This window comes from Paenibacillus riograndensis SBR5 (assembly GCF_000981585.1).
GTDB lineage: Bacteria > Bacillota > Bacilli > Paenibacillales > Paenibacillaceae > Paenibacillus_AQ > Paenibacillus_AQ riograndensis.
Genome location: NZ_LN831776.1, coordinates 6203562 through 6225813 on the forward strand (window position 1 = coordinate 6203562; position 22252 = coordinate 6225813).

The window sequence follows — 22252 nt, forward strand, 5'->3', positions numbered from 1 at the left end:
CTGAATTCGTCTTGTACCTCTCATACCGTAAGTCAACTTTTTTACTTGTTTTCACATGAACAATGCCCTCCTTGCCCTCAGGCTGACAACACCCCCCGGTGGAACAGATATAAGATGAATCCCCGCTTCCATATGCTGCGTGAACTGTTCCACAACCTGACCTGTGCAGTTCAACACCTCAACGGTCCTTTGCCCGGAGCTTCTATCCAGTTCTACAACCATTCCGGCGGTTCGCGTGCCGTTGACAAGGATGACCGTTTCCGGCAGCTCCCGGTTTAACGTAACGACTGTTCGCTCATAGGCGGCGGTGATCAGCGTATCCTCATTGCTTGCCTCAACAAGCGGGTACAAAAGCTCCGGATGATGAGGCTCCAGATGTCCATCCAGCAGAACAGCCCGGTGCTCCTTCCAGAAGTCCAGCCAAAAGGCGGTCATTTCTCGGTGTTTGACCGGAAGGAGGTCAAGCCGCACAGAAATTTGCGGAACCGCAAACAGCACGCTGATCAATTGAAGCGCCGCAGACTCCACCGGATCCCCGGGATTCCACATAATAGGGTCCGCATGGGCTGCCGTATTGCCGCACAGGAGACGGATATCGATAGTCCGCACCCGGTTCTCGACAGAATCATTCGGACAATCCGCCGCCCGGAACATATTGCCGTATTTGCGCATATACGGGCCTACATAGGCCTGACGGAATTCAATCATCACATCCGGCTTGATCCTGCGAAGCCGCATTAGAATATCGGTCATCAGCCGGTCAACCGCATCCGGCACCGAGATATAGTCCCGCCCATTCCCATATTCATGCTTAGCTTCCTTGGGGAGATTGAAGCTGTCCACAAAGTCCAGCTTGAAGCCATCCAGGTCCCAGTTGCGCATAGCTGTTTCATAAATACCGATCAAATATTCCCTAATCTCGGGAAAGCGGGGGTCAACAATTCCCCAACCGCGCGATTCAATCGTATACAGCATCTTGTCCTCAAACTCCCCCCAGGCCTTGCTTTTCATGCCTATGAAAGGAACGGAGTACCATAACAGATATTTCATTCCAAGTCCGTGAACCCGCTGGACATGAGCCTTCATATCCGGTATTTTGTCTACGCATACTTCCCAGTCGCCACAGTACGCATAGCCGCGCGAATTGTCCGAGGTTTGCCAGCCGTCATCCATGATGACCGACTCGCAGCCAATTCCCTTCGCCAGGCGGCACATCTCCTCTACCTCTGCCGGAGCCAGCTTTTGATGAAAACTGTACCAGGTTGAATACATCGGTTCACGGGCAGGCGCCGGAACGGATGAAGGTGACAAACCCGGCAATCCGCTCCACCACATTTGTACATGGTTCAAGCTATCATAATAAGCCAAATCGCGGCAGTCGACCCGAAGTGTCGCTTCATAACTGCTGAACGGGGCCATCGGTTCCTCAAATAAGGTAACCGAGCAGTGAAACACCGCCGTTTCCTCGTGAACACCCGCTTTGCATTCAACCGGGTTCAGCGTATCCGAGAACGCGAAGGTCATCCGGTTCCGGCCAGCGCCGCTAAACAGACAGACTACCGGTGAAGAGACGGTCAGCTTACTGACATAGCCGGCCCCCCAGTCCGGAATGATCCCCCGGTTCCTGCCGCCGTTCGGATGCCATACCCCATGGATATCGGTTATCGGCTGCTCCCAAGCCAACCGGATAACCGGCGGAACAGCCGGCCGTTCCGTGGTCAGCCGAATATGAACAAGCTCAATGCCAGCTTCGGGAGTTTCCAAGGTGACTGTCGCGTGATAGTCATCTCCTGCTCCGCTCAATTGATAATGACGATCGGATTGCTGTAGTTGGTGCATCCGTGTATCCCTCCATGTATCCGCTCGCATCGTTTCGATGAAAGGGCTTTCTCTAGTAAGGTTACCTTATGGAGGTACAGGTGAAAACCGGAAATAAGGAATATTTTACAGGGGGGAATACTTGAGTAACAGGTTTTATTAATATCCCCCTTATGATCCGGCCAGCGCCGATCGGATCTGTCTGGTATAGAACAGGCGGACAATGAAGAAGTAGATGACCTGAATGAAGAAGAACAAGCCCAATACAATCAGGGATTCCCGGAACATAGAATACTGGAACATGTGTGACAACGCTGTAAGGGCCACGGCTCCATGCACAAGCGCGACCACAATAGGTGCGAAGAAAAGCAGGCCGATCTGGCGGTTCAATATTTTGCCAAGCTCTTTGTCACTCAGCCCCAGCTTGGAAATAGCCTTGAACTTTTGTCTATCCTCATCCAGATCGCTGTACAGCCGGAAATAGAGAAAGCTGCCGGCCGAGACAAAAAATACGATCCCGATAAAAAACCCCATGAACATCAGCGGCCCAAAGTTTTCATTAATCTTGGAGGTCTGATACTCCAGCGCATAGAAATTATAGTGCTCATCATAGGGAAGCTCGTTCGTCAGTTTGCCGCCCACGTTCTGTACTCCCTGCTGTCCGATCGCCCCGTGCCAAGCGTAATAGCGGCTCACTTTCAGCGGCTGTGCAAGCCGGTCAATCAGTTCATCGGCGACGACGTAATAACCGCTGAAAGCCCGTACCGCCGGAGACACGACGGCCTGATCCGCCTCGATGACTATCCCTTGCTGCAGCTTCACCGGCTGGTGGAGCATCTCCTCCCCCTTGCGCGACAGCCCGAAATCTACAATTGCGGCTTTCCCTGCGGTAAGCCGGATGGACTTAAGCCCCATCAGCTTAGCGACGTGGTTATATTCGGATTGTTTCACCAGAATTAGTGTCTGGCTGCTATCCGCAGCTTGGTAATAGTTAAGCTGCAAACCCGTTTTTTCGGCAGCAATCCCGGCTTTGCTGAGGCTCTGGTCAATAAGCTGTATATGGGCTTGGGCCTGGCTGTCTCCGTCCGCAGACATATACGTAAAAAGATAGGGATTTTTCTGCGTAAGCGCTCCGTTCAGCATGGACTGAAACCCGTACAAAGCCCCTATCGCGCTGAAGGAAACGGTTGAGATGATGGCAACCAGAAAAAAGGAACGTGCATTGTCCTTCATCCGGTAGGAAAGGTCAGAGAGCAACAGCATATTGGTTCTGCGCCAGAAAAAACGCTCCCGGCCCTTCAGCTTGCGGATCAGATACACGCTGAGCTGGGTGAACAGCAGATAGGTGCCGATTATGACCATAACGGCAACCGGAGCGAGCAGCATGACCACATTCAAACCGCTCGCCCGAAGAGACAGGAAGTAGCTGGTCCCCAGCAGCAATACCACCAGCAAAGACAGCAGAACCGAGGCCTTCGGCTCCTGTTTGGGCTGACTATTTGCCTTGATGAGTGTGATCAGCTTGCCGCTGCGGAGCACCGCCGAAATAAACAGGGAGATCAGAATGAAGAGCAGCATGAACGAAATCAGTGTCAGCAGGATCGCCTTGATTGGAAAATAGAATTGCAGCGGCTCCTTAAGCGCAAGCGCATTTGTCCCCGCAAGCAGAATCCCCTTCGCGAATACCATCCCGAGACCGATGCCGCCGGCAGTTGCGCCTAACCCGATCAGCATATTCTCCCAAAAAATCATCCCCCGCAGCTGCCGGGTGGTCATTCCCTGCATCATCATCAGCCCGAACTCCCTTTTCCGCGATTGCAGAAATGCACTCATGGAGTAGAGCACGAAGAAGAAGGAGAACACATAGATTATCCACTTGGAGACCGAAAGCCCTAAAACCGCACTCGATTGCAGGTTTTCCGCGCTAAGCACCGGACGATAGGCAAAAATGGCAAAGGTAAAGAAGACCATCACCGTAAACATGCTGCTGAGGAAATAAGCGGTATACAGCCTTTTGTTCCGGGTGACGTTACGGAATGCGAACTGGCGGAACGTCATTGCTGTATCCTCCTAGCAGCGAAAGTGTATCGATAATCTTCTGAAAAAAACTCTGGCGGTTGTTCCCGCTGTGGATCTCTGTATAGAATCTTCCATCCTTAATGAACACCACACGGTGACAATAGCTGGCCGCTACAGCATCATGTGTCACGAGCAACATCGTCGTTGACTGCTCCCGGTTGATCGCTTCCAGCAGATCCATCACATCCTTGGCTGCTTTGGAATCCAGATTGCCTGTAGGTTCATCCGCAAGCAGCAGCTTAGGGGAATGGATCATCGCTCTGGCGATCGCTGTCCGCTGGGCTTGTCCCCCGGAGATCTCATAGGTGCGTTTTTTCATAATGGCGCTGATCCCCAGCTTCCCGGCAATCTCCTGGGCCTTCTGCTTCATCTCACTCACCCGGGTTCCATCCAGCGTCAGCGGCAGGACCATATTTTCCTCCACAGTCAAGGTATTCAGCAGATTGAAATCCTGAAAGACAAATCCCAGCTCCCGCCGGCGGAATACCGCCAATTCGTTTTTATCAAGCTTGCCGGTGTCCTTGCCATCGATCATAATACTTCCGGTAGTCGGGCTGTCAACCGTGGCAATCATATTCAGGAGGGTTGTTTTACCGCTGCCGGACGGTCCCATAATGCCCACGAATTCTCCGGCTTCTATGGTTAGATCAATATCGGTCAAAGCCCGGTAAGCCACGTTTCCCTCATATATTTTACTGACCTGCCTTACCTCAAGCATATGGCTTTACGCCCCTTTCTTGGTATGCACAGCATTGGTTCTGTAACCAATATACCGGAGACGGCAGCACATCAACTATCGATTTAGGTTTCACTTTTATTACACGCTTGTAAGCAAAGGATTCGCCGCCAAAATAATCCGCAGCACCGTTCCCTCGCCAACCTCCGATTCCAGCTCAAGCCGGTGCCCGAGACGGTCGGCGGACTCCTTCGTCAAATACAGCCCCATTCCCGTAGACTCCCGCAGTCCGCGCCCGTTGTCGCCCGTGAAAAAGGGGTCGAACACCCGCTTGAGATCAGACTTCTGGATGCCGATCCCCTGGTCCTTAACCTCAATGACTGCATCCGGTCCCCGGAGATAGCAGGATACAGTAATCTTCTGTCCGCCCCCCGTATTTTTCGCTGCCGAATATTTGATGGCATTGTTAATAATTTGCGACAGCATAAAGAACAGCCATTTCTCATCGGTCTGGGCGGTAATTCCGGGAGAGGCGGCCTTTACCTCGGGAAAGATACGATTGCGGATGAAGAGCCGTTTGTGATCATGGACGACCTCGCCTATAAGCTTCGGCAGGACGACAGGTTTGATGTGAAAATCCTTTTCAAAAGCCCGCAGCCTGGCCATATACAGAACGGTATGCAGACCGCCGCGCATACGCTCCAGCTCCTCGCGGATACTGGCAAACTCAGGCTCGTCCATATTCTGTACAGTCAGCTCAATCACCGACAGCGGAGTTTTCATCTGATGCACCCATTGGTCAATAAAGGTTAAGTGCTGCTCCTGCTGCAGCTTCACCGCAGTCAGCTGCTGCTGATAGTGGCGGTATTGTGTGTGCAGCAACTGCTCCAGCGCTTTGGAAACGGGGTTATTCTCAATCTTCTGAAAGGATTCGTCCAGCGTCTCAAGAGGTCTGCTGAGACGAAGATAATAGCGGCGCCTGCTAATATATTGATAGATCATGTAGCAGCTGAGAAAGAAGAAACCAATAAAGACTGAATAGAGCGCGGTCGGAAGATTGCGATAGCCGTCAAACCAGTAAATCGACAACATTGCGCCGAATTGCACCATCTGAACAGCCAACAGCAGCGCATGCTCACGGATAAACAGCTTCATGGCTTAACCCTCTGCCCAGCTGATGTTCAGCCGGTATCCCGAACCTCTGACAGTAAGCACGGCATCTTCAATCCCAAGCTCCTGAAATTTCTTCCGGACCCGTGCAATATTCACATTAAGCGTGTTCTCATCCACAAAAGCCTGCGGGTCCCACAGCTTCTCCAGCAGGGCCTCCCGGCTGGCCACCCTCGGATAACGCTCCATAAGACTCTCTATAAGATCTGATTCCTTTCTGGTGAGGGCCACGACCGCCTGCCCATACAGCAATTCGAGCCTTTCAGGATACAGGACCAGCCCTTCCTTCTCCAGCATCAGCTCCTCACGCTTGGCCGCATACTCCCCGTAAGCCCGGCGGAGATGGCTGTGGATTTTGGCGAGCACAATCCCTGAATGGAACGGCTTGGTGATATAATCATCCCCCCCGTTTTCCAGCGCCATGATCTGGTCCATCTCACCGTCACGCGCGGAAATGAACAGCACAGGGCAAGTAGAGATATTGCGGATTTGCCGGCACCAGTAATAGCCGTCATAGCTGGGCAGATTCACATCAAGCAGAACCAGCTCCGGTCTTATCTGTTCAAATTCCTGGAGCACCTGAGTGAAATCCTCGACCTTTACCACATCATATCCGTACTTTTTAACCGCTGACAGCAGGAGATCCGCAATCTTCGGATCATCTTCCACAATCATGATTCTGAACATATTCACGCTCTCCTTGTCTCGTTCATCTGTGTAAATATATAACAAACTATAGCATATGTAAGCTTACTGGCGGCAGGCCCATAGAAAGATGCTTACGGCACACAACCATAAGCGCGTGATAGCTGTCCATGAAATCAAGCTGCTGCAGAATGGACAAGTAGCTGCATAGTTTGGACGTGTCCTGACTTTGCTTCAGACAGATTACAGTGATTTCATATAACACTAAGGTCACAATCTTGTCGTAGAGCAGATTGGTTTTATCCGCCAAAGGCAGAGCCTTAGTAAGAAAAAACAGGCTTTTCTCATAATTCCGCTCCGCCAGGCAAATATTGGAGATGTTCTGGAGCAAATGCTGCTGGATGGTTCTGCTCTCGGCAAAGCAATGATATTTATTAAATTCCTGCACAGCTCTCAGGCCAAAAAAGATGGCATCGTCACTGTTCAGCGTGAACAAAAAGTTGTTAAGCAGCTTGAATTCATACAGATACCAGGTATCTACCCCAAGCAGATAGGGCTTGATGTAATCGGCAATCTCACTCAGTTGTCTGATTTGATCCCCGTGGCCATACTGAATCAGCAGTCCCTGTCCAAGCAAATACAGATGGTAAAAAGCTTCCGTCCGCGTAGTCTTATACAACATATGGCATTCATAGCTGACGTCCCTGACCTTCTCAAATTCGTAGCGGTTCCCCGCTTCAACGAGGGTCAGGTGGAGTGTCCGTTTGACCGGCTGGGCATAGTCATGATGTAAGAATAACAGCTCCTCCAGCGACATTTCCAGCTTGTCCAGAATCAGAATCAGCTTGTCGTAGCCGGGGAAATACTTTCCTCCTTCAAAACGTGACAGATTGGAGCGGCTCATAATTCCCCCTGCCAGATCCGACTGATTCATCCCTTTAGACTTTCGAATCCGCTTAACCGTCTCCCCCAGAACCCTTCCCATTTCACTTCACTCCCGCAAATGTGAGTATACAGCACAATTTCTCTATCTATTTTCCATTGTATGCTACATTCGAGCCAATGAAAAATACAATGCAGGAAGAAGGATCGGTATGAACAATCCGGCAAACCGGAAGCTGAACAGCAAAGTATGGAATATCTTGCTTGGAACGCTTTTTACCAGAACGGCACTCTTTATGAGCACACCTTTTCTGGCCATATTTCTGACGACTCAAAAGGATATTTCCCTCCTCCACACCGGCTATATTCTCAGCATTAACCCGCTCATCAATGTGTTGTTCGGCAGTTTTGGCGGGAGGCTTGCTGATAAGCTCTCCTTGAAAAAAATAATAGGCGGAATCCCGCTTGTCTGGGGTTCCGCCTTCATCCTGTTCTATTTTGCCGGCAGCTTCTGGCATTTTCTTCTGCTTAGCGGCCTTAACGGCTTGTGCTATTCTATCTTTGAGCCTGCCAGCAAAAAAGTGCTGTCTGCCCAAACCGCCCCGGACAACCGGCTGCTGGTATTTAACCTGAGGTATTCCGCGATTAATCTGGGAGCTTTTATCGGCCCCCTCCTAAGTTTGCTGTTTAATATGAAGCTGACACTGTTTCCTTACGTGATCCTAGGCATCCTGTATATTCTATATGGGATATCGACCCGGTTTTTCTTCCGGGATATGCCGGCCGGAGCGCCAGCTTCGCCGCCCCTACCGCTCCGCCGCCCGCGAGCCTTCACCGTAATCCGCAAAGATCATGTTTTCCTTCTGCTGTTGGCCGGCATGAGCTTCTCTTTCTTCGGTTATTCCCAGCTGAATGCAACCGTCTCGCAGTATCTGGCTACCACCAGTGCTTTAACGAATGGTGTTCAACTGTACTCCACCCTTCTATCTGCCAATGCCCTGATCATTCTCGCTGCCCAATTTGTGCTGCTGCGCTGGATCTCCGGCTGGAATCCCTTTACCGTCGTGCTTGTCAGCAATTTGCTGATCGGCCTAAGCTTTTTGCCGTTTATCTTACCGCCTGCTTTGCTGCCGCTCCTTGCATTTATTGTCCTCTTCAGTGTAGGAGAACTGCTGATCGGCGCCCGCTTCGATGCCTTGGTGGATGAGCTGGCCGCAACAGAAGTCAAAGGCCTGTATTTCGGCTGCTCGGAATTGATCAAGGCGGGGACCATCGCCGGGCCATTAGCTGGAACCCGCCTGCTGGGCCATTTCGGAGTACAGGCCGGATTCCCCGTCTTTGCCCTGTTATGCGCCATCACGATCACCGGTGCAGGGCTGATTGCCCTAGCCAAGTCCAGGCATAGGAAAGTTATTCATGCGCAGAAGCCTCTGGAAGAATATCACGCTTGATGTGAGGATCGTAGTTGGCGACAATCAGAATATCCATATGCCTTGCGGTGCGCAGCAGTTTTTTGATGATCGTGCCTTCCCATAACCGTTTCCATGCCGGGCGGTCACATTGGCCGATAATAAGCTGGGTGGCATGGTGTTCGTCAGCTTTTGCCTGAATGACCTCTGCAAGCCTTGATGAAGGCCCTGATGAGGAGATCATTTCAAATTTTCCGCCCAGCCGAAGGGTCAGGTTCTCAATGCTTGCTTTCATTTTCAGCTCGTCCTCGGTCAGTTCTTTCGCTGAATGTACATAAGCAACAATCCAATCCGCCTTCAACCGGAAAGCTGTCCTGAATCCCCTGCGGATTAGTTTCCCGGCACTCTGGCTAAGCTTCACACAGACAAAAATAACCTCCTGCTTATTCCAGGGCCCGCGAAGAGAGCTGACACGCTCCCATGCCTCCAGCCGTTCATCTACGTCATCGGCAATTTCCCGGAGCGACAGCTCTCTCAAGGCAATCAAATTCCCGATTTTAAAAAAATTGTCCAGCGCTTGATCGATTTTTTCCCGGGCATAAATCTTCCCGTCCTTCATGCGGGCTTGCAGCGCCTGTGGCGCCACATCGATAAGTTCCACCTCATCCGCCAGGCGGAGAATGGAATCCGGGACGGTTTCCCTCACCCGAACCCCGGTGATTTGGGCCACCGCATCATTCAAGCTTTCCAGATGCTGCACGTTGACGGTTGAAATCACCGAGATGCCGGCATTCAGAATTTCCATTACATCTTCATAACGCTTTTTGTACTTGCTCCCGGGAACGTTAGTGTGAGCCAGTTCGTCAACCAGCACCACTTCCGGGTTGCGCCTCAGGATGGCCCCGGTATCCATTTCCTCCAGCACAGTTTCTGAATATTTGATTTTTGCCCGTTCGATAAACGGCAGTTCAGCCACCTGCTGGCCCGTTTCCTGCCGGCCGTGCGTTTCCAGCAGACCGATAACAACATCTACTCCCTTCTTGAGCAGATGATTGCCTTCCCGCAGCATGGTATAGGTTTTGCCTACTCCGGGTGCCGCACCAATAAAGACCTTGAACCGCCCCCGCCGGATCCGCCCGATTTTTTCGTCTACTTCCCGTGAGCTTAACCGGTGATACAGCGGGTTATCTGCGGGAACGGCCAGTTTTGCGGGCAGAATCCGCTCCCCTTGGTGCTCCGCCCGGTCGGCAACCATGAAGATATCCATATTCCTGGACTTCCGGATGATGTCATTGACAACAGAGCCTTGCCAGAACTCCTGCCACCTCGACTGCCGGGAATGGCCCAGCATAATCCGGGTAACATTATGTTCAAGCGCATACTGGATCAGCCGCTCCGGCAATCTTCTCCGGGAATGGAAAGGCAGTTCTTCGAACGCTGCCCCGACCTTCCGGACAAGCTTAACGAGCGACTCCTTAAAAGCTGCCTGCTCTTTCGTCAGCGGACGTTTTGGGTTCGTAAAAGTAATGATAATGAGTTCGCCGTTCAGCCGTTTCGCCACCTGCTGGCCGCGCCGGACATAAATCGAGCCGTTCCAGTGATATTGGGTGGAGACCAGGATGCGTTCCGCCGCGCCGGACGGACCGAGCATTCCCATCTGCTCACGGTGCTTCTCCAGGGAGTCATTCACCCCTTCCGCCACAAGCCGCAGAGCCAGCTCGCGCAGCACCCCCAGCGTTCCCCGCTGAAACAGTGCGGCGGTTTTGCTGTTGCGCACATGCCCTTCCGAGACACGCTGGAGCAGCGTTTCAGGCGTTACATCAATCAGACGGATTTCATCTGCAAGCTCCAGTGTATGGGCAGAGACCGTCTCCTCCACCTCAATCCCCATATATTTCTGGGCCAGTTCCCTTACGCCTTCCAGCTCATATACGTTTACCGTAGTTATTACACTGATTCCGTGACCCAGCAGGAAGTGGATATCTTCCAATCTGGTCTTATGCACTGCATCAGGACGGTTCCGGTGCGCCAGGCCATCCACCAGAACCACCTCCGGGTTCCGCTGGATTAAGGCTTCCACATTCAGATCCTTTTTTTCCGTGCCGTCGTGGACCCAATGAATGCTCGGGATCCGTTCGAGCTGCCCGATTTGTTCAATCGTTTCAGGACGCTGGAGCGTGGATACCGCACAGATGACGACATCTATTCCCTGCTGCTGGAGCGCTGTTCCTTCCCGCAGCATATGATAGGTTTTGCCCGACCCGCTTACTGCACCAATAAAAATTTTCAACCGTCCGCGATGCAGCTTGGAGATGGATAACAAGATTTCCTCCGGACTTTTCCGCTTGAAGTTTTCCACCTTGTCCATTCCTCACGTTCCGATTTATTTTCCATTCACCGTCTTCTGCACATCGATGTTGAGCAGGAGCACATTGACAACCCGCTCTCCCAAGACTCCCAGTTCTCTTTCTTGGGTATGCTTAGCTACCAGTTCCTTCAATTGTTCTTCAGATATGCCAGTGCTCTTGCTGATGCGCGGGATTTGAACCTGCGCCGCCTCCACACTGATGTGCGGATCCAAGCCGGAGCCGGAATTGGTGATCAGATCCACCGGCAATTCAGACACGGGAATCCCGGGGTTCTCCGACTTCCAGGCCTCTACTGACGCCTTCGTGCGTTCAAGCATATCCGGATTGGAAGGCGCATAGTTCGGCGTACCTGAGGAAACCGCGTTATATTCAATACTAGAAATCCGGCCATGGAAGTAACCCGGGGACGTGAAATTCTGTCCAATCCATTTGGAGCCAATGACTTCATGTTTATCATTATAGATCAGGCTTCCATCCGCCTTATCCGGCATGACTGCCTGGGCAATTCCCGTCACAACCAGCTGATACGCCAGAATAATAATCATGAGTGCGACAGTTGTTCTTATTGAAACAGCGATAGTCTTCATACCGCATTCATCCTCTCTATACCCAGAATTGGACAACCAAGTCTATCAGCTTAATGCCGGCAAACGGGACAATCACACCGCCCAAGCCATAAATAATCAGGTTGCGGCTCAGAAGCTGTGACGAGCTCATCGGCTTATATGCTACCCCTTTCATCGCCAGCGGAATCAGCAGCGGAATAATCACCGCGTTAAAGATCAAGGCCGAAAGGATGGCTGACAGAGGGGAATGCAGTCTCATCACATTCAAGACTTCCATTTCAGGAATCGCCACCATGAACATCGCTGGAATAATCGCAAAATATTTGGCGATATCATTCGCAATACTGAATGTAGTTAATGCTCCGCGGGTCATCAGCAGCTGCTTGCCGATAGAGACCACTTCAATAATTTTGGAAGGATCGGAGTCAAGGTCCACCATGTTGGCGGCTTCCTTGGCAGCAACTGTTCCGCTGTTCATGGCAATCCCCACATCGGCCTGGGCCAAGGCAGGGGCATCATTGGTGCCGTCACCGGTCATGGCTACCAGCTTGCCTTCCGCTTGTTCACGGCGGATTACAGCAATTTTATCCTCCGGTTTACTTTCAGCAATGAAATCATCCACTCCGGCTTCAGCGGCGATGGTGGCAGCTGTCAGCGGATTGTCCCCCGTACACATAATGGTCTTAATTCCCATCTTCCGCATCTGCTCGAACCGTTCCCGCATCCCTGGTTTTACAGTATCCTTCAGGTAAATGAGGCCGTATATCGTCTGATCGACCGCGACAGCGAGCGGTGTTCCCCCCGCCGACGCAATCGCGTTGCTGTTAGCCTGCAAATCGTCCGGGATGATCCCGCCCTGGCCGGCAACCCATTGCTTTACCGCATCTACAGCCCCCTTGCGGATATGCCGCCCGTCCGGCAGGTCAATGCCGCTCATGCGGGTCTCTGCCTTGAACTCCACGAATTCCGCACCATCAGCAACGGACTCCTGAAAAGACAGATTCTGACTCTTCAGCAGCTCCAGCACAGACCGCCCCTCAGGCGTCTCATCGCGAACCGAACTTAAGGCTGCCCAAGCCGCCACATCCTGCCGGGAGTGCTTGCCTACCGGGATAAATTCACTGGCCATGCGGTTTCCGTAAGTGATGGTTCCTGTTTTATCGAGAATGATCGTGTTGATATCCCCCGATGCTTCCACCGCTTTACCGGACATAGCCAATACATTGAACTGTGTGACCCGGTCCATTCCGGCAATACCGATGGCTGACAGCAGCCCTCCGATGGTGGTGGGGATCAGGCAGACCAGCAGGGCAATCAGCACAGGAACTTCCAGGCGGATATCCAGATAATCGGCAAAGAAAGGCAGCGTAATGACTACAATCAGGAAAATAATCGTCAGACTGACCAGCACGGTATTTAGCGCAATCTCGTTTGGCGTTTTTTGACGTTTGGCCCCTTCCACCAGAGAAATCATCCGGTCCAGAAATGACTCTCCGGGATCACTGGTAATGCGGACCTTAATCCGGTCGCTGATTACCTTGGTTCCTCCGGTTACAGAGCTGAAGTCACCGCCAGCCTCTTTGATCACCGGAGCAGATTCGCCCGTAATGGCCGATTCATCGACCGAGGCCAGGCCTTCAATGACTTCCCCGTCACCCGGAATCATTTCTCCCTGGGCCACAATAACCACATCGCCTTTGCGCAGTTCCGTGGAAGGCACTTCTTTGACCGAGCTTCCGCTCACCTTGTTTGCGGTGATCTCTTTTTTTGATTTTTTGAGGGAATCAGCTTGCGCCTTGCCCCGGCCTTCCGCCAGTGCTTCCGCAAAATTGGCAAAGAGTACCGTGAACAGCAAAATGAACGCTACCGCAAGATTAAAGCCCGTGGAGACATCCCCGCCAAATGCATCAGGCACAAATACAAGAAATAAGGTAATGATGAAGCCGATCTCCACCACAAACATGATCGGATTGCGCAGCATAACGCGCGGGTCCAGCTTAATAAACGCCTGCTTGGCAGCCTGAATGACGATATCTTTATTGATTGCACTTTTCTTTGTACTCATTTTTCTTCCTCCATCCATAACCTCTAAGGTTTCAGCGTCAAGAATTCAGCAATCGGTCCCAGGGCAAGCGCCGGGAAGAATGTCAATGCTCCGACAATCAGTACCGTACCCAGAAAAACAGCACCAAACAGAGCCTTGTCCGTACGGAAGGTCCCTGAGGTTTCCGGTACAGTTTTCTTGGCTGCCAGTGAACCGGCTACAGCCAGCATCGCAATGATGGAGAAATACCGGCCAAGGAACATCACAATTCCGGTGGAGATATTCCAGAACGGCGTCGCATCGCCAAGCCCCTCAAAGCCGGAGCCATTGTTGGCAGCAGAGGAAGTAAATTCATACAGCGCCTGTGTCAGCCCGTGAAAGCCGGGATTCGAAAGGGTATCGGACTGGGTGAGCAGCGCCAGGGCCGTAGGCAGCAGAATAAGCATCGGATTGATAATCAGCGTGACTGCAATCAGCTTCATTTCCTTACCTTCTATTTTTTTACCAAGAAACTCCGGTGTTCGTCCTACCATCAGACCCGATAGAAATACCGCAATCATCGTATACATCAGCACGTTAACAAATCCTACCCCGACACCGCCAAATACTGTGTTCAGCATCATATTGCCGATCGTAATCAATCCGCCTATAGGCGTCAGCGTATCATGCATCGTATTGACCGCTCCTGTCTCCGATGCTGTCGTAACGACCGAGTACAGGGCAGACTGGGCAACGCCGAACCTGGCCTCCTTCCCTTCCATGGAGCCTTGCTGATGCTGAATACCCAGAGCGTTGACGGCCGGATTTCCTGCATTTTCACTGGCCAGTGAAATCCCCAGGAAGACTATGAACATCATGGCCATCGATACGAACAGCACCCGGCCCTGTTTTTTATTGCCGACCATTTTCCCGTAGGTAAAAGGAAGCCCCGTACCCAGCAGCAGCATGAGCAGAATTTGCAGCAGGTTGCTGATCGCATCCGGATTCTCGAAAGGATGGGCCGAATTGACACCAAAAAATCCGCCGCCGTTGTTGCCCAGCTCTTTTATGGACAGAAAAGAGGCTACAGGACCGCGCGCGATCTCTTGTGTCACACCTTCCAGCGTATGGCCCAGAGCAGTAGGCTCCAGCGTTTGGGGCACACCAAGGGCCACGAAAACAAATGCCAGGACAAAGCAGACCGGCAGCAGAATCCGGGTGATTGCCCGGACCATATCCACGAAGAAGTTCCCCAGGGGTTTCCCGGTCAAACCGCGGATAATGGCGATTCCCACAGCAAGCCCGGTAGCGGGGGAGGTAAACATCATAAATACGATCGCCAGCATTTGCGACAGATAGGATAGCCCGCTTTCGCCGCTGTAATGCTGAAGATTAGTATTTGCCATAAAGCTGATTACCGTATTAAAAGCAAGTGTCGGCTCCATCGAAGCAATCCCGCTTGGATTTAACGGCAGCGCACCCTGAAACCTGAAAATCAGATAGACCAGCAGCATCATCATTGCATTGCTGAGGACCGCAGCCAGAGCGTATTGCTTCCAGTTATAGTTCTCCTTACGTATTCCGCCAATCGCATAAACCGGTTTCTCCAGCCAGCCGAACCAGCGGTCCAGCCCTGTTCGCTCATAATTGAAGACTTGAGCCATATACAGTCCCGCAGGACGGGCAAGCAGCAAGGAGAGCAATAAGGTTATAGCAATTGCGATATAAGAAATCATGGTCACTTAAATCCCTCCTGAAATCGTTACTAGAATTTTTCCGGATTAATCAGCGCGTAAGTTAAGTACACAAAGAGAGCTGCTACGATTATTCCCAGTACCCACATCATCCTTGGTCACTCCCTTTATCGATGGTTCCGGAAGCCCATTGCGCCAGCCCGGTCATGAGCAGGGTGAGAATAATTAGTGCGGCAATCATATAAATGTCCAACATGTGTATAGACCTCCTTCTATTTAACTCTAATATCTGTCTTCGCCCAGCACCTGGTTCACAGCCTTGAGGAAGGCTGCATAACCTCCATCCCTATCCTGCCGGGAAGCCAGCGCCAAGAGCATCGTCTGCTCGATTTGCCTGCCGTCCAGCTCATAGCTGCCTGACAGGATTTCTCTAACCTCGTCCTCGGGCGCTCCCTGGGCGAACTTTCGGGCCGCTTTATAAATGTCTTTATTTTCATAGCAGCCTTGAACTCCCGCCTTCCGCATGTCGGCAACATCGTATAGTTTTTTTATCGAATACAGCACCACCAGCAGAATTGAGATCAGCCCCGTGTTTCTTAACAATCCTTCCATCCCCCACCACCTCTTTCCTGATCCGCCAGCCCGACTTATGCTTTTGCTTCCGAGATTCAGAGTAACATTTCCGCCATAAGTTTAGGGTTAGGGTTTTCTTGGAGGTATTAAGATCATCTAAAGATTCAAATGGGTAGTGGAACGCCAAAAAACCATGCCCTCAAAAGAGCATGGTTGATCACGCAGGTTAAATTAAAACCGGTCAGCTATCGTCACCGACTTGAAGCATCCGGTAGCCAATTCCGATATGTGTTTGAATATACTTGAACTGCACGGGGGTTTTTTCGATTTTTTTCCTTAAGGTTGCCATAAATACCCGCAAGGAAGGGATATCCACGGTAGGACTGCCCCAAATTTCATGCAGGATATAATTATGGGTCAGCACCTTGCCGACATTTTTGGCCAGCAGACACAGAAGCTTGTATTCACTTGGGGTCAGATGGATTTCTTCTTCACCGATCCATACGCATCCGGCGGCATAATCAATCTTCAGGTTTCCATTGACGAAGCTGGATGCATCCTTGAGAAGCTTGTCACTGTCATACCGGATTCTCCGCAGACTGACCCGCAGTCTGGCCAGCAGTTCCTCCACACTGAAGGGCTTGGTCAGATAATCATCCGCCCCCGCATCCAGCGCCTCTATTTTGTCCCGGTCTTCGCTGCGTGCACTGACCACGATAATCGGCAGATTCGACCATGTGCGGATCTTTTTGATGATGTCCACACCATCCATATCCGGCAGCCCCAAGTCGAGGATCATCAGCTCCGGCTGGCTGGATACCGCTTCTAATATGGAGGCTTCGCCCGTCTCAGCCGTATGGTATTTATACCCTTGGGTCTCCAGCGTGGTTGTAATCAGCTTGCGGATCGGCTTGTCGTCCTCCACGACAAGAATTAAAGGCTTATTCATGAACATTGACCTCCTCAGCGTGCAGGGTGAAATAAAATACCGTACCTTTGGGGACATTATCCCTCACGCCTATCGTCCCTCCATGGGCATTCACAATGGACTTGCACAGAGACAGCCCCAGGCCCAGGCCACGGCGGCCATCCCCGCGAATGTTATCCGCCGTAAAAAACATCTCAAACAGCCTGGCCTTGGCTTCCTCAGAAATACCCGGACCATCATCGGAGATTTCCACAATGACCCGATGCCCGTCCTGTCTGGCCGAAACCGTAATGTGGGAACCCTGCTGGGTATACTTTATGGCATTATCCACAATATTGATCAGAACCTGCACAATCAGCCGGGAATCCATCCGGGCCATAAGCAGCTCATCATCGAGTTTCGTGTGAATCACATGCTTCTCACTGTTGCGGTTCACATGAAGGAGTGCTTCGGAGATCACCTCCTCCATTAATTCTGCCTGAAAATTAAGATTTAGTGTGCCATTTTCAATCCGGCTGATCGACAGCAAATTTTCCACCAAATGAATCAGCCAGATAGAGTCATCATAAATATCCGTGTACAGTCCTTTTTTCTGTTCCTCGCTAAGGACCCCGGAATTTCCCACCAGAATTCCTGCGTTCCCCGAGATGCTGGTAAGGGGGGTCCGCAGATCATGAGAGATCGAGCGGAGCAGATTGGCACGCAGATGCTCCTGCTGAATTTGCATGGAAATTTCTTTTTGTTTTTCGTTCAGTTTTTCTTTTTCCAGCGCAAGTGCACATTCTCCCAGCATGGCAATCATCAGGCCCTTCTCAAAAACCTCTAATGGCTCTTCCTGCTCCATCACAATAGCGGCCACTGCAAAAACCGTGTCGCCTCCGCGCACAGCATGGTACAGGCAATTTGCGCCAAAAAATGTATCCGTGGTCGCTCCCGCACGCTTGTTGTTTTTCAATACCCAATCTGCAACGGCACGTTCATTGCTGCCCGTGTACGTATGCGGATCAACTTCAGAGCCTTCCTTTGGAAAAATCAGCGGTGCGCTTAATGCCCCTTCCTGAACCGAATAAAAAATAACCGTCCTGTCCAGCAGCTTAACCATCTGACGGGCCATTTCATCAATGATCGCCGGGGAATCCTTCGCCTGCTGCAGCTTCCGGCTGGTTTCCAGAAGAACCTCCGTCCGGTAGGCTTTTTGTGCGGATTGACGGGCCTGCTCGCTTACCCGCATGGTCAGTGTACTGGTTATGAACGAGGCCGCCAGCATCACCAGAAACGTAACCGGATACCCTGCTTCATACGCATTCAGAGAATAGTAAGGCTCGGTAAAAAAGTAATTGAACACAAGCACACTCATCACCGACGAAACGGCGCTGTACACCCTTCCCTTGGTTACAATTGCGCTTAACAGAACCCCCAGAATATATACAGTAATAATATTGGATTCCAGAAACCCGAGATAGCGGAACCAGATGCCGATCAGGGTGCAGACCACTAGAATGGCAATCGTCTTGTTGGTATCTGCCAGCGACAGCTTGGGATATCTCGCGTATAAAGGTAATCTTTTGTAAAAAGAGGGTTGAGTATAGGGAATAATATAGATTTCAATATTGGGAAGCAGAGTGGTGAGCTTATCCACGAGATTAGATTTAGCATACCCTCTCTTTTTAAAGGGAGAGCGGCCGAGGACAATTTTTGAAACCCGGCTTGTTTTGGCATATTCCGCGATCTGTCCCGGGACATCCTCTCCATACACCGTCGCGATATTCGCCCCCATTTGCTCAGCCAGCCTTAAATTATCCCTCAGCTCGGTTTTGTTTTTTTGGGTTAATTTTTGGGTTTGCGGTGTTTCTACAAAAAGTGCCGTAAACTGTCCATGGAAGGCTTCAGCCATTCTCGCAGCCGCCCTGATCACTTTCTTATTGGAAGCGGCCGAGGATAGGCAGACCAAAATATGATCTTTGGTATCATAATCATTTTTTTTCGCCTGTTCACTAATTTGTATGGCGATCCGGTTTAGCTGGCTTGCCGTATTGCGCAGAGCAATTTCACGCAGCGCCGTCAGCTTCTCCTTGGTGAACAACTGCCCCATTGCCTGTTCATCAGCATTGTCACGATATATTTTCCCTTTATGCAAACGGTCTATTAAGTCATTAGGTTCAATATCAACCAATTCCACCTGATCCGCACTATCGAATACGCTATCCGGAATGCGTTCCTGAACAGTCATACCGGTAATAGAGTAGACAATGTCCGTCAGGCTCTCAATCTGCTGGACATTAATCGTCGTATAGACATGAATTCCCGCGCGGAGAAGCTCCTCCACATCCTGATATCTTTTTTTGTGGCGGCATCCGGCCGTATTCGCATGAGCTAAATCGTCCAGCAAAATAAGCTCAGGGCTGCGCTGGAGTGCTCGGTCCAGGTCAAACTCCGGAATGACAGAAGCTTCATAGGACATTTTTATTGGAGGTACAAGCTCCAGGCCTTCCAGCATAGCCAAGGTATCCGGCCGGGCATGGGTTTCTATAAACCCGCCTACCACATCCGTCCCCTCTTTTTGCTCCTCATGGGCCGCTTTCAGCATCGCACAGGTTTTTCCTGCGCCCGGCGCATATCCAATAAAAATTTTCAGCCTTCCTCTTCGTTGTCCTGTCTTCATGCCTGTTAACTGTTCAAGTATGGAACCGTCACCGGTCTGATTGATCTCCATTCCATGCCCGCTTTCTGCTTATCACTTTGGTTGTACACGCCTTCATCTACTTAGTATAACATGTGCAAAATCAGCATCGTATTATGACTTTGGCTGCCGCATTAAGATTGCATTAAGATCCGCTCAGCCCCGGACACCAACACTGACAGCTTGAATCTCCGATAATGCGGGACATGCTATGAAAAAAGAAAACCGCTCCAAAGGAACGGAATTCAGTACGCTTGCTTCCCCCTATCTTCAGGGTTTGGAGCGAAAATCCACCATATATCTATCTTTCCCACTCATCTTCTTCCTCCTGCAGACCACTGTATGCAATGTTCTCTTTCACATCGGTACTATGGTCATCCACCCAGGATTGCGAATGCCAGGAATGCACGATTTCCTGCAATCGCTCAATTCGCCCGCGCAGAGCCTGGCAAATCGCATGACAGCGAGCTTCATCCACAAAAAGCGAATCACGGAAAATATCTTGCACCTCTTCTTCAATGCCGTCCAGTGCAGACAAGTCCAGCCAATCGAAAGAGGTCACCAGCTTGATCTGCTCATTATGATCCGGCTTGAACGGCTTGCAGGTCAGCTTACCATCTGCACGAATCAAGCCGAGCGGCTTGGAAAACCAAAGCGACGAACCGCTATCAAAAATCGGCGCTGGCCCGATCCACTCCAGCGTCTCTGCATGGCGAATCACACCAAAATTGTTCTGATGACGATCCTCATTGGCAACCAGGTAGTCCACTACCATCATCTGGTCAAGCGCCTTAACAATGCCGGGAATGCCCAGCTCCTCACAGCAGCTCACGTAATGCTGATACACCGAAACATGATTTGGCTTTTGCTGGGTGTGCATCACATACCAGGCGGTAATAAGTTCTGTCTGAGGGGTAATGAAGTTTTCACACACACTATATGGGTAATCTTCTTGCTCGATCAGGGTATAGGGGACATGGGGAATTCCGAGCCGTTCCATGATCTTGCTGGCAATTACCTCATTGTATGGTTCTTGCTGGGTGGCCCCGCTTCCCCCTTTGATCAAACAACGTTTGCCATTAATAATGGCCCATTTCTTTTTCAGCCAACCATCTGAGGTATTGTCCGGTGACACCAGGCTCACAGCATCTGACGAGACTTTCCCGAACAACACATTCCCCACATCCTCCGAAAAGGGATTGCCGAAAAAGTTAATGTTGTTCCACTTTAACTCCGGGGCAGACGGGCGAATCCAATATTGATCGGACAAGCTGAGTCCATAGCTTTTATCCAGCAGTTTTTGTGTCGCAGACAAGTTCAGTTCAAGCAGCGCTTCTTTAATCCCGTCCCGGCTAGCCGGAATTGCACGGCCTCTCCACCATTCATTCAATCCCGCACGATCTATTTTACCTTTCTTAACAGGTATCCCAACGGGTACATGCTGCTTCGCATACACTTGTCCAATTGCTGAAATGGAGACTGTTGCTTCATCCAGTTCAATCTCAGCCACGGGTTCATTCTTGTGCATGAGAGTGTAGGATTTATTCCAAGAATCCGCCATACCGTTCACTCCATTTCTCAGTTCCTTACTTCCATTACTTTTATTATAACAAGCCTGCAAAGATTTCGTCATGAAGACTTCAGAATTTCCCACTTCCTGGCAAGGGAAATCATTTTTAAGTTTCAGTTTGCAGGCCCATAATCAAATGCAACTAATATCTCGACAGGTCAGATCATTGTATTCCAAATATATCTTGCAGATAGTTATCAAGAATACGAAGGGGCTCGTGTAAAGCCTGGTTTGGAAACTTATGAGTTACCTTATAGCATGTTCTAGGAGGCACCGATACGGATAGTTTCTGAAGAACAAAATCTCCCATCCGTATCATATGTGCGCCAATCGAAGCGGGAACGATCGTCCATTGTCTGGCGTCCTTCAAAAAAGTAGTGATGAGTCCCGCTGTGTCCAGATGAACACGGGACGGGCAAAGAGGGTCCCACCACTGGTCATGTCTGAATTGAAACTCTCTATTCCAATTTATGAAGACTTCGTGCTCTGCCGCCAATTCTTCCATTTCCACAGTATCTCCAGCCTGCCGCCCCGGCACAGCCAGGCGCAACAACACCATTTCTTCAGTAAAAAACGGTTTAACAGTGACACTAGGCGACACGATTTCCCGCACCACAAACGCCACATCCATCTCGCGCCGCTCAATACTATCAAAAGCTTCCTGAGTATGTTGCGTACGAATTTGCAGCCGGATTGACGGGGTATACTGATTAAGCATTCTATATACAGGAGGCAAAACAAAGTGGCTTATACTTTCGGCAGCACTTATTGCCAGACTTAACTGCGAACCGCTAGCCTGTAAGATTTGTGTTTCCCTCCAGAGAGCCTCCCATCTTTCCGCAATGCTAAAAAAGTTTTCCCCTTTTGGGGTCAGACTGATTTTGGGTGCCCCTTTTCTTCGCTCAACCAAAAGGCCGCCCATTTCCTGCTCCAATGTCTTTAACCGATAGCTTACCGTAGCTTGTGACAGGTGCAGCAATTCGGCCGCTTTGCTTATACTCTCGGTCCGTACGATAGCTAAAAACGCTTCAATCCCAGGAAAATACATAGAATATCTCCTCAATATATAGAAATAATTAATATAGTTCACAAAATATTTGAGTTTTACAACATTATTCTTTATGTTTAAAATTATCATTAATAAAGATGAGGGGTCAAATGTTTTTCACT

Annotated in this window: 17 protein-coding genes; 1 reads left to right on the forward strand and 16 read right to left on the reverse strand. The window is 50.6% G+C overall.

Annotation, left to right across the window (positions count from 1 at the left end; translation table 11 throughout):
* Window positions 1-51 precede the first annotated feature (51 nt).
* From PRIO_RS26245 to PRIO_RS26270, 6 genes are all read right to left on the reverse strand, one after another.
* On the reverse strand, window positions 52-1839 hold the full coding sequence (locus PRIO_RS26245; protein ID WP_167345669.1) for a glycoside hydrolase family 36 protein: 1788 nt from the start codon (window positions 1837-1839) through the stop codon (window positions 52-54).
* 150 nt (window positions 1840-1989) lie between these two features.
* Window positions 1990-3876: an FtsX-like permease family protein gene (locus tag PRIO_RS26250; protein ID WP_046505420.1), complete on the reverse strand. Its 1887-nt coding sequence runs from the start codon at window positions 3874-3876 to the stop codon at window positions 1990-1992.
* Entirely contained in the window at window positions 3848-4615 is a 768-nt protein-coding gene (locus PRIO_RS26255; protein WP_020426633.1) for an ABC transporter ATP-binding protein, read from the reverse strand. The genes PRIO_RS26250 and PRIO_RS26255 overlap by 29 nt, the downstream gene beginning before the upstream one ends.
* Window positions 4616-4714: 99 nt before the next feature.
* Complete coding sequence (locus PRIO_RS26260; RefSeq protein ID WP_046505424.1) at window positions 4715-5728, reverse strand: sensor histidine kinase; 1014 nt, start codon at window positions 5726-5728, stop codon at window positions 4715-4717.
* A gap of 3 nt (window positions 5729-5731) precedes the next feature.
* Window positions 5732-6430, reverse strand: coding sequence for a response regulator transcription factor (locus PRIO_RS26265; protein WP_020426636.1), 699 nt, complete (start codon window positions 6428-6430; stop codon window positions 5732-5734).
* Window positions 6431-6476: 46 nt separating this feature from the next.
* Complete coding sequence (locus PRIO_RS26270; RefSeq protein ID WP_020426637.1) at window positions 6477-7373, reverse strand: helix-turn-helix domain-containing protein; 897 nt, start codon at window positions 7371-7373, stop codon at window positions 6477-6479.
* A gap of 109 nt (window positions 7374-7482) precedes the next feature.
* Here PRIO_RS26270 and PRIO_RS26275 point away from each other — a divergent pair, with 109 nt between their 5' ends.
* The gene (locus PRIO_RS26275; RefSeq protein ID WP_020426638.1) at window positions 7483-8721 is read left to right on the forward strand and encodes an MFS transporter; all 1239 of its coding nucleotides are present in this window, start codon (window positions 7483-7485) and stop codon (window positions 8719-8721) included.
* On the opposite strand, the gene PRIO_RS26280 is transcribed toward PRIO_RS26275, so the two are convergent.
* From PRIO_RS26280 to PRIO_RS26325, 10 genes are all read right to left on the reverse strand, one after another.
* Window positions 8681-11038 carry a histidine kinase gene (locus tag PRIO_RS26280; RefSeq protein ID WP_039786111.1) on the reverse strand — a complete coding sequence of 786 codons (2358 nt, stop codon included), beginning with the start codon at window positions 11036-11038 and terminating at the stop codon, window positions 8681-8683. The genes PRIO_RS26275 and PRIO_RS26280 overlap by 41 nt on opposite strands.
* A gap of 24 nt (window positions 11039-11062) precedes the next feature.
* Window positions 11063-11635, reverse strand: a complete 573-nt coding sequence (gene kdpC, locus PRIO_RS26285) for a potassium-transporting ATPase subunit KdpC (protein ID WP_020426640.1) — start codon at window positions 11633-11635, stop codon at window positions 11063-11065.
* Window positions 11636-11651: 16 nt separating this feature from the next.
* Window positions 11652-13679 carry a potassium-transporting ATPase subunit KdpB gene (gene kdpB / locus PRIO_RS26290; RefSeq protein ID WP_020426641.1) on the reverse strand — a complete coding sequence of 676 codons (2028 nt, stop codon included), beginning with the start codon at window positions 13677-13679 and terminating at the stop codon, window positions 11652-11654.
* A 23-nt stretch (window positions 13680-13702) separates the two neighbouring features.
* Window positions 13703-15370, reverse strand: coding sequence for a potassium-transporting ATPase subunit KdpA (gene kdpA, locus PRIO_RS26295; protein WP_039786114.1), 1668 nt, complete (start codon window positions 15368-15370; stop codon window positions 13703-13705).
* 32 nt (window positions 15371-15402) lie between these two features.
* The gene (gene kdpF / locus PRIO_RS37525; protein WP_039786108.1) at window positions 15403-15483 is read right to left on the reverse strand and encodes a K(+)-transporting ATPase subunit F; all 81 of its coding nucleotides are present in this window, start codon (window positions 15481-15483) and stop codon (window positions 15403-15405) included.
* 130 nt (window positions 15484-15613) lie between these two features.
* Entirely contained in the window at window positions 15614-15943 is a 330-nt protein-coding gene (locus PRIO_RS26305) for a hypothetical protein (RefSeq protein WP_020426644.1), read from the reverse strand.
* 202 nt (window positions 15944-16145) lie between these two features.
* On the reverse strand, window positions 16146-16853 hold the full coding sequence (locus PRIO_RS26310) for a response regulator (RefSeq protein WP_020426645.1): 708 nt from the start codon (window positions 16851-16853) through the stop codon (window positions 16146-16148).
* Complete coding sequence (locus PRIO_RS26315) at window positions 16846-19545, reverse strand: sensor histidine kinase (RefSeq protein ID WP_020426646.1); 2700 nt, start codon at window positions 19543-19545, stop codon at window positions 16846-16848. The genes PRIO_RS26310 and PRIO_RS26315 overlap by 8 nt, the downstream gene beginning before the upstream one ends.
* 268 nt (window positions 19546-19813) lie before the next feature.
* On the reverse strand, window positions 19814-21073 hold the full coding sequence (locus PRIO_RS26320) for a HipA domain-containing protein (protein ID WP_020426647.1): 1260 nt from the start codon (window positions 21071-21073) through the stop codon (window positions 19814-19816).
* Window positions 21074-21245: 172 nt separating this feature from the next.
* Window positions 21246-22220, reverse strand: coding sequence for a LysR family transcriptional regulator (locus PRIO_RS26325; RefSeq protein ID WP_231869760.1), 975 nt, complete (start codon window positions 22218-22220; stop codon window positions 21246-21248).
* Between the last annotated feature and the right edge of the window lie 32 nt (window positions 22221-22252).